This is a genomic window from Micrococcus sp. Alg238-R198 (genome assembly GCF_900537135.1).
Lineage (GTDB): Bacteria > Actinomycetota > Actinomycetes > Actinomycetales > Micrococcaceae > Micrococcus > Micrococcus luteus.
This window is the reverse complement of record NZ_UNRH01000004.1, coordinates 97,115-110,512: the sequence shown is the minus strand read 5'-3', so window position 1 is coordinate 110,512 and position 13,398 is coordinate 97,115. Positions and strand designations below refer to the sequence as shown.

General features: G+C 73.4%; 13 protein-coding genes. 9 read left to right on the top strand and 4 right to left on the bottom strand.

All coding sequences use genetic code 11. The features are described from left to right. Positions 1 to 14: 14 nt before the first annotated feature. Positions 15 to 1,037: a class II fructose-bisphosphate aldolase gene (gene fbaA, locus G6R13_RS05555; protein WP_095695227.1), complete on the bottom strand. Its 1,023-nt coding sequence runs from the start codon at positions 1,035 to 1,037 to the stop codon at positions 15 to 17. A 197-nt stretch (positions 1,038 to 1,234) separates the two neighbouring features. Here fbaA and G6R13_RS05550 point away from each other — a divergent pair, with 197 nt between their 5' ends. Then, complete coding sequence (locus G6R13_RS05550; RefSeq protein ID WP_119217600.1) at positions 1,235 to 2,590, top strand: lipase family protein; 1,356 nt, start codon at positions 1,235 to 1,237, stop codon at positions 2,588 to 2,590. A 51-nt stretch (positions 2,591 to 2,641) separates the two neighbouring features. Next, positions 2,642 to 3,538 (top strand): SMP-30/gluconolactonase/LRE family protein, encoded by an 897-nt coding sequence (locus G6R13_RS05545; protein ID WP_119217601.1) that lies wholly within the window; start codon positions 2,642 to 2,644, stop codon positions 3,536 to 3,538. A 121-nt stretch (positions 3,539 to 3,659) separates the two neighbouring features. Here G6R13_RS05545 and G6R13_RS05540 read toward each other — a convergent pair whose 3' ends face one another. After that, entirely contained in the window at positions 3,660 to 4,430 is a 771-nt protein-coding gene (locus G6R13_RS05540) for an RNA methyltransferase (RefSeq protein ID WP_233569935.1), read from the bottom strand. Then, a complete protein-coding gene (locus tag G6R13_RS05535; protein WP_020626754.1) occupies positions 4,349 to 4,717 on the bottom strand; it encodes a hypothetical protein in 369 nt (122 codons plus the stop codon). The genes G6R13_RS05540 and G6R13_RS05535 overlap by 82 nt, the downstream gene beginning before the upstream one ends. A 63-nt stretch (positions 4,718 to 4,780) precedes the next feature. Here G6R13_RS05535 and G6R13_RS05530 point away from each other — a divergent pair, with 63 nt between their 5' ends. Beyond that, positions 4,781 to 5,872: a magnesium and cobalt transport protein CorA gene (locus G6R13_RS05530; RefSeq protein WP_316044126.1), complete on the top strand. Its 1,092-nt coding sequence runs from the start codon at positions 4,781 to 4,783 to the stop codon at positions 5,870 to 5,872. Between the two features lie 28 nt (positions 5,873 to 5,900). Here the strand turns inward: G6R13_RS05530 and pyrE are convergent, their stop codons facing one another. Beyond that, positions 5,901 to 6,497, bottom strand: a complete 597-nt coding sequence (gene pyrE, locus G6R13_RS05525) for an orotate phosphoribosyltransferase (RefSeq protein WP_041103612.1) — start codon at positions 6,495 to 6,497, stop codon at positions 5,901 to 5,903. A 58-nt stretch (positions 6,498 to 6,555) separates the two neighbouring features. On the opposite strand from pyrE, the gene G6R13_RS05520 reads away from it, so the two are divergent. The 6 genes from G6R13_RS05520 to G6R13_RS05495 all read left to right on the top strand — a co-directional run bounded on the left by G6R13_RS05520 (position 6,556) and on the right by G6R13_RS05495 (position 13,362). Beyond that, positions 6,556 to 6,999, top strand: coding sequence for a MarR family winged helix-turn-helix transcriptional regulator (locus tag G6R13_RS05520; RefSeq protein WP_036340247.1), 444 nt, complete (start codon positions 6,556 to 6,558; stop codon positions 6,997 to 6,999). Positions 7,000 to 7,057: 58 nt separating this feature from the next. Continuing rightward, the gene (nadE, locus tag G6R13_RS05515) at positions 7,058 to 7,966 is read left to right on the top strand and encodes an ammonia-dependent NAD(+) synthetase (RefSeq protein WP_119217603.1); all 909 of its coding nucleotides are present in this window, start codon (positions 7,058 to 7,060) and stop codon (positions 7,964 to 7,966) included. A gap of 44 nt (positions 7,967 to 8,010) precedes the next feature. Next, complete coding sequence (locus tag G6R13_RS05510) at positions 8,011 to 8,838, top strand: exodeoxyribonuclease III (RefSeq protein WP_119217604.1); 828 nt, start codon at positions 8,011 to 8,013, stop codon at positions 8,836 to 8,838. Between the two features lie 18 nt (positions 8,839 to 8,856). Next, complete coding sequence (locus tag G6R13_RS05505; protein WP_159833636.1) at positions 8,857 to 9,759, top strand: hypothetical protein; 903 nt, start codon at positions 8,857 to 8,859, stop codon at positions 9,757 to 9,759. Positions 9,760 to 9,864: 105 nt separating this feature from the next. After that, entirely contained in the window at positions 9,865 to 11,688 is a 1,824-nt protein-coding gene (locus tag G6R13_RS05500) for a glycoside hydrolase family 13 protein (RefSeq protein ID WP_049147816.1), read from the top strand. A 207-nt stretch (positions 11,689 to 11,895) separates the two neighbouring features. Then, complete coding sequence (locus G6R13_RS05495) at positions 11,896 to 13,362, top strand: amino acid permease (protein WP_049147815.1); 1,467 nt, start codon at positions 11,896 to 11,898, stop codon at positions 13,360 to 13,362. The last annotated feature ends 36 nt before the right edge of the window (positions 13,363 to 13,398 follow it).

Sequence of the window (13,398 nt, the reverse complement as noted above, 5' to 3'; positions counted from 1 at the left end):
GGCGGACGGCGGGGTCAGCCGATACTCTTGCCGGCCGAGTTCAGCTCGGTGCAGGCCTGGACCACGCGGGCGGCCATGGCCTCCTCGGCCTTGGCGCCCCACACGCGGGGGTCGTACTGCTTCTTGTCGCCGACCTCGCCGTCGACCTTCAGGACGCCGTCGTAGTTCTCGAACATGTGCCCGGCCACCGGGCGGGTGAACGCGTACTGGGTGTCCGTGTCCACGTTCATCTTCACGACGCCGTACTCCACCGAGTCGGCGATCTCCTGGGCGGCGGAGCCGGAGCCGCCGTGGAACACGAGGTCGAACGGGCGCTCCCTGCCGAACTTCTCGCCCACGGCCTGCTGGATCTCCTGCAGGATCTCCGGGCGCAGCTTCACGTTGCCCGGCTTGTAGACGCCGTGCACGTTGCCGAAGGTCAGCGCGGTGAGGTAGCGGCCGTGCTCCCCGAGGCCGAGGGCCTCCACGGTGGCGATGCCGTCCTGGACGGTGGTGTAGAGCTTCTCGTTGATCTCGTGGGCCACGCCGTCCTCCTCGCCGCCCACGACGCCGATCTCCACCTCGAGGATCTGCTTGTTGGCGTGGGTGCGCGCGAGCAGCTCGCGGCCGATCCGCAGGTTCTCCTCGAGGGTCTCGGCGGAGCCGTCCCACATGTGGGAGTTGAAGATCGGGTCGCGCCCGGCCTTCACCTCCGCCTCGGAGGCGTCCAGCAGGGGCAGGACGAAGCCCTCGAGCTTGTCCTGGGGGCAGTGGTCCGTGTGCAGGGCGATGTTCACGGAGTACTTCTTGGCGACCTCGCGCGCGAACGCGGCGAAGGCCAGCGAGCCGGCGACCATGTCCTTCACGGAGGAGCCGGAGAAGTAGGCGGCGCCGCCGGTGGAGACCTGGATGATGCCGTCCGAGCCGGCCTCGGCGAAGCCGCGGATGGCGGCGTTCAGGGTCTGGGAGCTGGTGACGTTGATCGCCGGGTAGGCGAAGGCGCCGTTCTTGGCGGCGTCGATCATCTCGGCGTACTTCTCCGGGGATGCGATGGGCATGCTGCAGCTCCTAGGCGTCGTCGACTCGGGCAGGCGGGGGGAGCGCGGCGAGCGCGACACCCTCGGGCTCATCCTATCCGCGCGGCCGGACCCGCCCCAGGGTCCCGGACCCGACGGCGACGCCGGCCTGGGCACGACCCCGCCGTTGGCCTAGGGTGAGCGGCGTCACATTCGCATCCGAGAGACCGGAGACCGCCATGGCCCCCGCACGCCGCCCCTCCCGCCCCCTCGCCCTGGCCGCCGCCCTGGCTGTCGTCGCCGGGTTCGGCGCGCCGCACGCTGCCCTGGCCCAGGAGTCCGCCCCTGCCCCGGACGCGCCGGAGGTGAGCTCCGCCGTCGAGGACCTCTCGCAGCCGGCCACGGCGGCCGAGGACGCCCGCTGGAACGCGGCCCGGGACGCCCTGGCGGCCGCCTCGGCCGACGACCCCTTCTACCTGCCGCCCACCGTCGTGCCCGCGACCCCCGGCGCCCTGATCCGCACCGAGCCCACCGCCTTCTACCTGGACCCGGTGCGGCTGGTGCAGGTGCCGGCGCACGCCACGCGCATCATGTACGCCTCGCAGGACGCCCAGGGCCGACCCATCGCCGTGACCGGCACCGTGCTGACCCCCACCGCCCCGTGGACGGGCGGCGGCGAGCGCCCCGTGATCAGCTACGCAGTGGGGACCCAGGGGGCGGCGGACCGCTGCGCCCCGTCCCGCACCCTCTCCACCGGCGTGCAGTACGAGGGCGTCGGGATCACGTCCCTGCTGAGCCGCGGCCACGCCGTGGTGGTCACCGACTACGAGGGCCTGGGCACCCCGGGCGCGCACACCTACATGGTCCGGGAGGCCCAGGCGCACGCCGTCCTCGACGCGGTGCGCGCGGCCGCCCAGGTGTCGGGGTCGGGCGTCACCGCGACCGCGCCGGTCGCGCTCGCGGGCTACTCACAGGGCGGCGGGGCGGCCGCGGCCGCCGCCGAGCTCGCGCCCGACTACGCCCCGGAGCTGGACCTCAAGGGCGCCTACGCGGGCGCCCCGCCGGCCGACCTCGTGCAGGTCGCGGGCCGGATCGACGGCGGTCTCTACGCGGCCTTCCTGCTCTACGCGATGGCCGGGCAGCTCGCCGCGTACGACGTGGACCCGGCCACGCATCTCAACGAGACCGGCCTGACGGCCCTCGCCGGCGCGGCCGAGACCTGCATGGTGGGCAGCCTCGCCTACGCGCACCTCGACTCCGCCACACTGACCCACACGGGGCAGGACTTCCCTGAGCTCGTCCGCTCCGATGCCGAGCTGGCCGGGATCCTCGCCGAGCAGCGGATCGGCGCACCGGGCCGCCGTCCGGATGTGCCGGTGATGATCGCGCACTCCGTCACGGACGACGTCATCCCGTACCGCACCGGCCGCGACCTGGGCCGCCGCTGGTGCGCGGAGGGCGCGCGGGTGCGTTTCGACCCGCTCCTCACCCCGACCCACGTGGGCGGCCACGTGGCCTCGCTGCCGCGGATGGGGGCGTTCCTGGACGCGACCCTCGCCGACCGCTGGACCGCCGACTCGTGCGGGTGGTTCTGAGCCTCGGCTAGCGTCGGGGCCAGGACCGTCCCGCCCACCGAAGGAGCAGTCATGCGCGCCGAGCAGGTCACCGATCCCATCGCCTACCACGGCGAGGGCCCCGTCTGGGCCGCCTCGTGGGGCAGCGCCGCCGAGGGCGTGACCGCCGGCGGCGGCCTGCGCTGGGTGGACATGCTCGCCGGGGACGTCCTGTCCCTGCGCACCGACGGGACGGTGGACCGCACGCACGTCGGCGACGTGGCCGCCGCGCTGCGCCCGCGTGCGGGGGGTGGCGCCGTCGTCGCGGTGGAGCGGGGCTTCGCCCTGATCTCGCCCGAGGGCGAGCTGACGACGCTGCCCGAGCTGTGGGGCGCGGACGCCGGGATCCGCATGAACGAGGGCGGCTGCGACCCGGACGGCCGGTTCCACTGCGGCACCATGGCGTACGCCAAGACCCCCGGCGCCGCGAACCTCTACCGGCTCGCCCCCGGGCCCGACGGCGGCGCCGGCGAGGTGGACGTCGTGCTGACCGGCGCGACGACGTCCAACGGCCTCGAGTGGAGCCCGGACGGCACACGGGCCTACTACAACGACACCCCCACGCGGCAGGTGGCCGTGTTCGACTACTCCCGCGAGGAGGGCCTGACGAACCGCCGCGTGCTCGTGGACGTGCTCGACGGCGAGGGCAAGCCGGACGGACTCACCGTGGACGCCGAGGGCGGGATCTGGGTGGCCGTGATCAGCCACGGGCAGATCCACCGGTACACGCCCGAGGGGGCGCTCGACGAGGTGATCGAGGTGCCCGTGCAGAAGACCACGGCCTGCACCTTCGGCGGCGACGACCTCGGCACCCTCTACATCACCACCTCCTGGGAGAACATGGAGCGCGGCGAGGACCCGCTGGCCGGGGCCCTGTTCGCCGTCCGTCCGGGGGTGACGGGCCTGCCGGCCCGTCCCTTCGCGGGCTGACGGCGCTCCGCGCCCGATACCGCGCGTCGTCCTGCGTCGTCCTGCGTCGTCGGCGCGGTCCCGCGTCGTCGGCGCGGTCCTGCGCCGCGAGCCAGACGAATCTGCGGCCCAAAGGCTCCTTTCAGCGCGGAATCGTCTGGCTCGCGCCTGGAATCGTCTGGCTCGCGCCGGACTCAGGGGACGCCGCGTGCTGCCGGATCCACGCGTGCATCGCGATGCCGGCGGCCACGCCCGCGTTGATCGAGCGGGTGGAGCCGTACTGCGCGATGGACAACACCGCGCTCGACGCCGCCCGCACCTCCGCCGAGAGTCCCGGCCCCTCCTGCCCGAAGACGAGCACGCAGGCACGCGGGAAGTCGAAGGTCTCCACCGGCACCGACTCGGGGAACAGGTCCACGCCGAGCACGGGCAGCCCCTCCCCCGCCGCCCACTCCGTGAACGCCGCCACCGTCTCGTGGTGGCGCACGTGCAGGTAGCGGTCGGTGACCATGGCGCCGCGCCGGTTCCAGCGGCGCCGCCCGATGATGTGCACCCCGGCGGCGTTGAACGCGTTGGCGGTGCGCACGACGGTGCCGATGTTCAGGTCGTGCTGCCAGTTCTCGATGGCGACGTGGAACGGGTGCCGCCGCGCGTCGAGGTCCGCGACGATCGCCTCGAGGCGCCAATAGCGGTAGCGGTCGAGGACGTTGCGGCGGTCGCCGTGCGCGAGCAGCTCCGGGTCGTAGCGGGGGTCCTCCGGCCACGGGCCGGTCCACGGGCCGACGCCGACCTCGCGGGGCGCGGCGCCGTCCTCGGCCGGCGCGGGCTCGCTCAGCGGCCGGCCTCGGACCGGTCGACGGCGGCCCAGGCGGCCCCGGCGGACACCGCGGCCACGGAGAGCACCGCCGGCCACGCACCGATCTTCTTGGCCAGCGGGTGGGAGGCGCCGAAGCCGCCGAGGTACAGGGCGGCCAGGCCACCGGCGACGGCGGGCCCACGCTTGGCCAGCCACGTGCGCCCGGCGTACAGGCCGGCGGCGGCCAGCACGACGCCGCCGAGCGGGCGGATGCCGGTCTCACGGGCGGTCAGGTAGCCGCCGATCAGACCGAACGCGGTGACCGGGGCCGTGGAGACGGCGTGGGCGGGGAGGAGGGTCTTGCCGTCGCGGACGACGGGCGGGGCATGACGCGGAGTCTTCATGGCGCCACCGTAGCGCGCGCATCCTGGAATCCGCCGGGGGCCGCCGTCGGGGAGAATGTCCGGGTGAGCATGATCGACAACGCCGTGTACGTGGACGGGCGGCGCGTCCACGCCCCCTCCACCCTCGAGGACACCTGGGAGGAGTGCGAGCGCACCGGCGGCATGGCCTGGCTGGGCCTGTACCGCCCGGACGTGGCCGAGCTCCAAGCGGTCGCGGAGGAGCTGCGCCTGCACCCGCTCGCCGTCGAGGACGCCCTCGCCGGAGGCGAGCGCGCCAAGCTGGACCGCTACGGCGAGGACTCGTTCATGGTCCTGCACCCGGCCCGCTACGTCGACCGCACCGAGACCGTGGAGTTCGGCGAGCTGAGCGTCTTCACCGGTGAGCACTACGTGGTGACGGTGCGTCACGCGGAGGAGCCGGACCTGGCCGCCGTGCGACGGTCCCTGGAGACGGAGGGCCGCGAGCGCCTCGCGATGGGGCCGTGGCAGGTCACCCTGGAAATCCTGGACCGGGTCGTGGACGACTACTTCCCGGTGGCCGACGGCCTCGAACAGGACATCGCGGAGATCGAGGACCAGGTCTTCGCCGGCGACGGGCACGTCTCCCGGCGCATCTACGAGCTCTCCCGCGAGGTGCTGAACTTCCAGCACGCCATCCGCGCGCTGCCGTCCATCGTGGAGCAGCTCCAGGAGGAGGTGCGCACCCGCCTGCACGAGGACACCCGCCGCCTCGACGCCGACGGCCTGCCCCGGCGCGACGACGCCCACGCCTGGGAGGACGAGGAGCTCAGCGAGCAGGCGCGTCTCGAGGTGGAGAACCTGCGCCGCCTGCGCGACGTCCACGACCACGCCGTCCAGATCAACGAGCGCGTGATGACCATGCGCCAGATGCTCAACAGCGCCCTCGAGCTGGACTCGACGCTGGCCTCGAAGCGGCTGGCCGAGCAGTCGATCGCCCAGAACGAGCAGGTCAAGCAGATCTCGTCCTGGGCGGCGATCATCTTCGCGCCGCAGCTGGTGGGCTCGGTGTACGGCATGAACTTCGACGGCATGCCCGAGCTGCACTGGGCGTTCGGCTATCCGTTCGCCCTGGGACTCATGCTGGCGGTGGCCCTCACGCTGTTCGTGCTGTTCAAGCGCGCGGACTGGCTCTAGGCGGGCGGCGCGCGGGGCCGTCCGAGGCTCAGTCGAGGCCGAGCTCGTCCTTGCCGAACGCGTACAGGTACGGCACCCCCGCTTCCTCGGCCACGCGTTCGGCGGCGCCGGTCGCACGGTCCACGATCACGGCCACGGCCTGGACGTCGCCGCCGGCGTTGCGCACGCCCTCGACGGCGGTCAGCGCGGAGCCGCCCGTCGTCGAGGTGTCCTCCAGCACGACGACGCGGCGACCGTCCACGCCCGGGCCCTCCACCTGCCGGCCCATGCCGTACGACTTCTGCGCCTTGCGCACCACGAAGGCGTCGAGCGCGCGGCCTGCGGCGCCGGCCTGGTGCATCATCGCGGTGGCCACGGGGTCCGCACCCATGGTCAGCCCGCCCACCGCGTCGCACCCGATCCCGTTCTCCTCGAGCAGGCGCAGCATCACGCGGCCGATCAGCGGGGCGGCCTCGTGGTGCAGGGTGACCCGACGCAGGTCCACGTAGTAGTCCGCCTCCTTGCCGGAGGACAGGGTCACCCGGCCGTGCACCACAGCCAGATCCTGGATGAGCTGCTTGAGCCGCTCGCGGTCCTGCTCGGGCGTGGGGACGGTGGGGGTCTGCGCGTCGGTCATGCCGCCCATGCTAGTGCGGGCCCGACCGCCCCTGCCGCTTCCGTCCCGGACTGGCTAGGCTCAGGCCATGAGCGAGATCCAGCACGACGACGCCGTCCAGCATCCCTCCGGCCTGCCCCTGGCGCACTGGCTCACCCTCACCGAGGGCCTGATCGCGGCGCGCGTGGCCGAGAGCCTCGAGGAGCACGGCCTCACCCGCGCCCAGTGGCAGTTTCTGAACACCCTCACGGTGGCCCCGCAGTCCCGCGCCGAGCTCGAGGCCGGCTTCGAGGAGGAGCAGCGCGGCGCGGTGTCCGGTCAGATCGAGGAGCTGGTCGAGTCCCGCTGGGTGACGGTCGAGGGCGACCTCTACACCCTCACCGCCACGGGCCGCACCGCGGGCGCCCGCGTCGGTGAGGCGGTCGAGGCCCTGCGTGCCGAGGCGACGGCGGACGTCCCGCGGGACCAGATCGACGACGCCGTCCGCGTCCTGCGCCGCATCGCCCGCAATCTGGGGCACCCGGACGCGTGAGCCGCCGTCGCCGACCGCCCCTGTCCCCGTGCGCGGGGCCGGTCCTACGCTGACCGGCATGCGTGAACTCCAACAGCGGATCATCGCCCAGCAGGGCGTCCTCCCCGAGATCGACCCGGCGGCCGAAGTCGAACGGCGCGTGGCCTTCCTCGTCGACTACCTCGCGGCCACGGGCGCGTCCGGCTTCGTCCTGGGCATCTCCGGCGGCGTGGACTCCACCGTGGGCGGCCGGCTGGCCCAGCTCGCCGTCGAGCGTCGCCGCGCCCAGCTCGGCGTCACGGACGCCGTCGCCCTGGGCGGCCCCGACACCACCCCGCCGGGTGAGGCGGGGGTGGGCGCCGACGTCGTGCCCTCCCGCGAGAACCCCCGGTTCACCGCCGTGCGCCTGCCCTACAAGGTGCAGCACGACGAGGCGGATGCCCGGGCGGCCATGGACTTCGTGGGTGCGGATCAGGACGTCACCCTGAACATCGCGGAGGCCGTGCAGGGTCTGGCCGCCGCCTTCGCTGAGGCCGTGGGGGAGCCGATCTCGGACTACAACCAGGGCAACGTGAAGGCCCGCATCCGCATGACGGCCCAGTACGCGGTGGCCGGCGCCCACGGGCAGCTGGTGATCGGCACGGACCACGCGGCCGAGGCCGTCACCGGGTTCTACACGAAGTTCGGCGACGGCGGCGCGGACGTCCTGCCGCTGGCCGGCCTGAACAAGCGGCAGGTGCGGGCGCTGGGCCGCGAACTCGGAGCCCCCGAGCCCCTGTGGAACAAGGTGCCCACCGCGGACCTGCTGGACGGCACGCCGGGCCAGACGGACGAGGCCGAACTCGGGATGACGTACGAGGACATCGACGACTACCTCGAGGGCAAGGACGTCCCCGCCGAGGTCGCGGAGAAGCTCGAGGGCATCTGGCTCCGCAGCCGCCACAAGCGCACCACGCCGGTGACGATCCACGACGACTGGTGGCGCTGAGGCGCCGATCCCACGGTGTCCGCGCCCTTCGATAGCCTGGCCGGGTGAAGATCGCCACCTGGAACGTCAACTCCCTCCGTGCCCGCGCCGACCGCGTCGAGGCCTTCCTCGAGCGCCATGACATCGACGTCCTGGCCATCCAGGAGACCAAGTGCCGGGACGAGAACTTCCCCTGGGAGCTCTTCGAGCGCGCCGGCTACGAGGTGGCGCACAACGGCACCTCGCAGTGGAACGGCGTGGCCATCGCCTCCCGCGTCGGCCTGAGCGACGTGCAGCGCGGCTTCCCCGGCCAGCCGCACTTCGGCAAGGGCGGCGTGGACCCGCAGGAGGAGTCCCGCGCCATCGGGGCGACCGTGGGCGCCGAGGCGGCCGACGGCGTCGCCCCGGTGCGCCTGTGGAGCCTGTACGTGCCCAACGGGCGCGGCCTGGAGGACGAGCACATGGGCTACAAGCTCGAGTGGCTGCGCGTGCTCCAGGAGCACGCGGCCGCTCGCCTCGCCGAGGACCCGGACACCCGGCTCGCCCTGGCCGGCGACTGGAACATCGCTCCGCAGGACGAGGACGTGTGGGACATCGAGCTGTTCCAGCGCGAGGGCTACACGCACGTCTCCCCGGCCGAGCGCGCGGCGTTCCACGCGTTCGAGGACGCCGGGCTGGTGGACGTGGTGCGCCCGCGCCACCCCGGCCCCGGCGTGTACACGTACTGGGACTACACGGGCCTGGCCTTCCCCAAGAAGAAGGGCATGCGCATCGACTTCCAGCTGTGCTCCCCCGCCCTCGCACGGACGGTCACGGACGCCTGGATCGACCGCGAGGAGCGTAAGGGCAAGGGCGCCTCGGACCACGCGCCCGTGGTCGTCGAGCTGGGCTGAGCCACGGACGAGCCCGCGATGACCCACGACGACGACGGCCCGCCCCCGGGTGTCGCGCGCGGCACCGCGCACCTGCGCGTCTTCCAGCCGCTGGCCGCGTTCCCGGACGCGGTCCAGGCACGACTGATCGCCGGCGGCCACCGCACGCGCGCCGAGGTCGAGGCCGAGGCGGCCGAACGGGCCCGGCGTCGCCTCGCCCGGCCCGTGGCCGACCCGTTCCCGGAGCCCGGCGAGGACGACCTCGTGCGGGTCCTGCAGGACGAGCACCGCTCCGCGTTCTACTGCCCGGACGAGCGGGGCCTGCGGGCCGAGATGGCCGCGGCCATGCTCGAGGAGACGATGCTGCCGCGGCTGCACGAGGCCGCCATCCCGCCGGCGGCGCGCGCCATGAACCGCGGCCGCGCGCTCGTGGCGCTCGAGGACGAGTGGGGCCTCTCCCCCGACCCGGACGCGGCGGGCCAGGACCCGCAGGACGAGGGCGGCGCGCCGGAGCACCACCGCGTGCAGACGCGCACGGCCACGTGGGGTGTGCCGCACGGCTGGCTCACGGTGTTCGACCCCGAGGAGCCCGTGCAGCGCCTCGTGGACAGCGAGCGCACGGCGTACCGGCGCGCCCCGATCGTGGCCGCCCGGGAGCGGGCCGGGCACGCGGCGGCGGTGCTCGCGCGGCACGCCCCGGATGCGGAGCTGATCGGCGAGCTCACGGTGATGGTGGAGTGGCTCGGCGCGTTCCACCCCGACTCGTGGATCGAGCTGGACTACGGCGGCCTCACGCGGCACGTGTGGCCGGACGACTCCGTCTTCGACCTGTGGACGCTCATCGACGCGCTCGAGGAGGGCGACGAGGCGACCGCCGGCGTCGCACAGGAACGACTGAACCGCCGCTGGGCCGCCGTCGGGATGCTGGCCCGGCTGACCTGAGCCGGCCGTTGCGTCCGACCGCGCCGGGCGCCCGAGACGCACACCACGCCGCCGACGCCGCTCACGCGGGGCGCGCGCTCCCGCGTCGGGCCTAGGGTGGATCCCATGACCACGCAGCGCCTGAGCACCCCGCCCTCGGAAGCCCGGAACCGGCCCGTCACCCCGTGGTGGGTGGACGCCGTGATCTACCAGGTGTACCCGCGCTCCTTCGCGGACGCGGACGGGGACGGCATGGGCGACCTGCGCGGCGTCACCTCGCGCCTCGACTACCTGGCCCAGCTCGGCGTGGACGCGATCTGGCTCTCGCCCTTCTACCTCTCCCCGCAGCACGACGCCGGCTACGACGTCGCGGACTACCGCGCCGTGGACCCGCGGTTCGGCACGCTCGCGGACGCGGACGAGATGATCGCCGCCGCGCACGAGGCCGGCATCCGCGTGGTCGTGGACCTCGTGCCGAACCACACCTCGTCCGAGCACGCGTGGTTCCAGGCCGCCCTGGCCGCCGGCCCCGGCTCCCCCGAGCGCGCCCGCTACCACTTCGCCGAGGGCCGCGGCGAGCACGGCGAGCTGCCCCCCAACAACTGGGAGTCCACGTTCGGCGGCGGGGCCTGGACCCGCGTGACCGAGGCGGACGGCACCCCGGGCCAGTGGTACCTGCACCTGTTCGACACCACGCAGCCGGACCTGAACTGGGAGAACGAGGAGGTGCGTGAGGAGTTCCGCTCCATCCTGCGGTTCTGGCTGGACCGCGGCGTGGACGGCTTCCGGGTGGACGTGGCCCACGGGCTCATCAAGCAGCCCGGCTACCCGGACGCCGAGCACTCCCGCATGGGCATGGTCACGGACGCGGGCGAGGACGCCGACCCCACGTTCGACCCGGACACCTTCGAGCCGCTCACCCCGTTCATGGACCAGGACCGCGTCCACGAGGTCTACCGGGACTGGCGGCGGGTCCTGGACTCCTACGACCACGAGCCGATGATGGTGGCCGAGGCGTGGGTGGCCCCGCTCTCGCGGATGTTCCGGTACGTCCGCCCCGGCGAGATGCACCAGACCTTCAACTTCACCTACCTCATGGCCGGCTGGGACGCCGCCTCGCTGACCCACGCGATCGACCGGTCCTTCGAGCAGGCCGGCCGGGTCGGCGCCCCGAACACCTGGGTGCTCTCGAACCACGACACGGTGCGCCACGCCTCCCGCTACGGCCTCGCCGACCCGAGCTCCTACCCCGCCGGCATCACGGCCGAGGACGAGCAGCCAGACGAGGCGGTCGGTCGCCGTCGGGCCCGCGCCGCCGCGATGGTGGAGCTGGGCCTGCCCGGCTCCGCGTACATCTACCAGGGCGACGAGCTGGGCCTGCCCGAGCACACCACCCTCGCCGCCGAGCACCGCCAGGACCCGTACTTCTTCCGCACGGACGGCAAGGAGCCCGGCCGCGACGGCTGCCGCATCCCTCTGCCGTGGGCCGCCGACGAGCCGTCCTACGGCTTCTCGACCCCCGCGGACGACGACGGCCCCGCGTCCGCCGCCGAGGGCGTCGCCGCGCCGTGGCTGCCCCAGCCCGCGTCCTTCCGAGCGCTGGCGGCGGACCGGCAGGTCGGCGTCGAGGGCTCCGTGTTCGAGCTGTACCGGCGTCTGCTGCAGATCCGCGGCGAGCTCGACCTGGGCACGGGCACGTTCGCGTGGTCCGAGCACCACGACCCCGCACGCGGGGTGCTGGCGTTCACGGTCACCTCGGGCGGTGGCCGGCACCTGGGCTCGGGCGAGCCGATCCCGGCGCGCACCGTGCTCGTGATGGCGAACCTGTCGACCGATCCCGTCGACCTGCCCGCGGGCCATTCCCGGGCCCTGTTCTCCCTCGAGGAGGCGGAGGCCGTGCAGGACGGGCGGCTCGCGCACGACGCCGCCGCGTGGCTGCTCATGGACTGAGCCCGGCGCGCCCCGGGACCCGCCGGGGCACCCCGGACCTTCCGCGGGGAATCCGCGGTGGGCGAGGTCACATCATCCGGCCCGGCCGGACGAACGCGACGTAACGTCCACGATGACTCGCATCACACCGGACAAAGTGGCATGAACGCTGTGTCACGAGTCACCATGGCGTGTCCTGATCCACCCCCCTTCGAGCGGAGACTTCACGTGAGCACCTCCCCCTTCGGCTCCCGCGTCGCCGAGACCGGCGCGGCCACCGCGGACCGCGGGCAGCTGCACCGCGGCCTGAGCCAGCGGCACATCATGTTCATCGCCCTGGGCACGGCGGTGGGCACCGGCCTCTTCTACGGCTCGGCCGGCGGCATCCAGGCCGCCGGGCCGGGCGTGATCCTGTCCTTCCTCGTCGCGGGCGCCGCCGTGTTCCTCGTGATGCGCGCCCTCGGCGAGATGACGCTCCGGGAGCCCGTCTCCGGGTCCTTCGCCGCCTACGCCTCCCGTTATCTCGGCCCCTTCGCCGGCTACGTGACCGGCTGGACCTTCGTCTTCGAGCTGGCCGTCGTGATCGTCGCGGACACCGCCGCCATCACCACGTACATGGCGTTCTGGTTCCCGGGGGTCCCGGCCTGGGCCTGGGTCGCGGCCACGATCCTCGTGGTCGGCCTGATCAACTTCACGCACGTCGGCAACTTCGGTGAGGCCGAGTTCTGGCTGACGCTCGTGAAGGTCGGGGCCATCGTGGCGATGATCTTCGGCGGTGTGATCCTGCTCTTCACCGGCGCCTCCACCGCGGACGGCACCCAGGCCAGCCTGGCGAACCTCGTGGACCACGGCGGATTCCTGCCGCACGGCATCCTGGGCGTGCTGACCGCGCTCACCATCGTGACGTTCTCCTTCGGCGGCATCGAGACCCTCGGCGTGGCCGCGGGCGAGGCCAAGAACCCGGAGAAGGTGCTGCCCAAGGCCATCAACACGGTGCCGATCCGCATCCTGTTGTTCTACGTGCTGACGATGGCGGTCATCATGGCCCTCGTCCCCTGGAACCAGGTGGACGGCAAGGCCAGCCCGTTCGTGCAGATCTTCGAGGGCCTCGGCGTCCCCTTCGCCCCGCACCTGCTGAACTTCGTGGTGCTCACCGCCGCCGTCTCCGCGATCAACGCCTGCATCTACGCGTCCGGTCGCCTGCTCTACGCGATGGCCCACGACGGCCAGGCACCCCGGGCCTTCACCCACACCAACCGCGGCGGCGTGCCGTGGCTGTCCGTGGCCGTGATGCTGGGCGTGATGGTGCTCGGCGCGGTGCTGATCACCGTGGACCCGAACGCCTTCAGCCTGGTGGCCGGCGTCGCCTCGTTCGCCGTGGTGCTGACCTGGGCCATGATCTTCCTGTCCCACCGCGCCATGCGCAGGCGCGTCGCGGAGCAGGGCGCGGAGCCGTCCCCCTTCCCCATGCCGCTGGGCGGCGTCGGCACCTACCTGGGCCTGGCGTTCGTGGCCACCGTGGTGATCACCATGGCCACCATCCCGGATTCGCGCCAGGCGCTCATCATCGGTCTCGTGTGGGTCGCGGTCCTGACCCTCGCCTGGTTCGTCACGGGCACCCGCACGTCGGCCGCGGCCCACGACCGCACCGGCACCCTGCCGGTGGTCCGCACCCGCCAGTCCCACGAGGACTGACCCCCACGACGACGACGGCCCCTGTCCCGCGCGGGA

What these genes read in the sequence shown, in the direction of transcription:
- fbaA (WP_095695227.1), bottom strand. Translation starts at nt 1,037, where the DNA reads ATGCCCATCGCATCCCCGGAGAAGTACGCCGAGATGATCGACGCCGCC.
- G6R13_RS05500 (WP_049147816.1), top strand. Translation starts at nt 9,865, where the DNA reads ATGACCACGCAGCGCCTGAGCACCCCGCCCTCGGAAGCCCGGAACCGG.
- G6R13_RS05535 (WP_020626754.1), bottom strand. Translation starts at nt 4,717, where the DNA reads ATGAAGACTCCGCGTCATGCCCCGCCCGTCGTCCGCGACGGCAAGACC.
- G6R13_RS05505 (WP_159833636.1), top strand. Translation starts at nt 8,857, where the DNA reads ATGACCCACGACGACGACGGCCCGCCCCCGGGTGTCGCGCGCGGCACC.
- G6R13_RS05545 (WP_119217601.1), top strand. Translation starts at nt 2,642, where the DNA reads ATGCGCGCCGAGCAGGTCACCGATCCCATCGCCTACCACGGCGAGGGC.
- G6R13_RS05520 (WP_036340247.1), top strand. Translation starts at nt 6,556, where the DNA reads ATGAGCGAGATCCAGCACGACGACGCCGTCCAGCATCCCTCCGGCCTG.
- pyrE (WP_041103612.1), bottom strand. Translation starts at nt 6,497, where the DNA reads ATGGGCGGCATGACCGACGCGCAGACCCCCACCGTCCCCACGCCCGAG.
- G6R13_RS05550 (WP_119217600.1), top strand. Translation starts at nt 1,235, where the DNA reads ATGGCCCCCGCACGCCGCCCCTCCCGCCCCCTCGCCCTGGCCGCCGCC.
- nadE (WP_119217603.1), top strand. Translation starts at nt 7,058, where the DNA reads ATGCGTGAACTCCAACAGCGGATCATCGCCCAGCAGGGCGTCCTCCCC.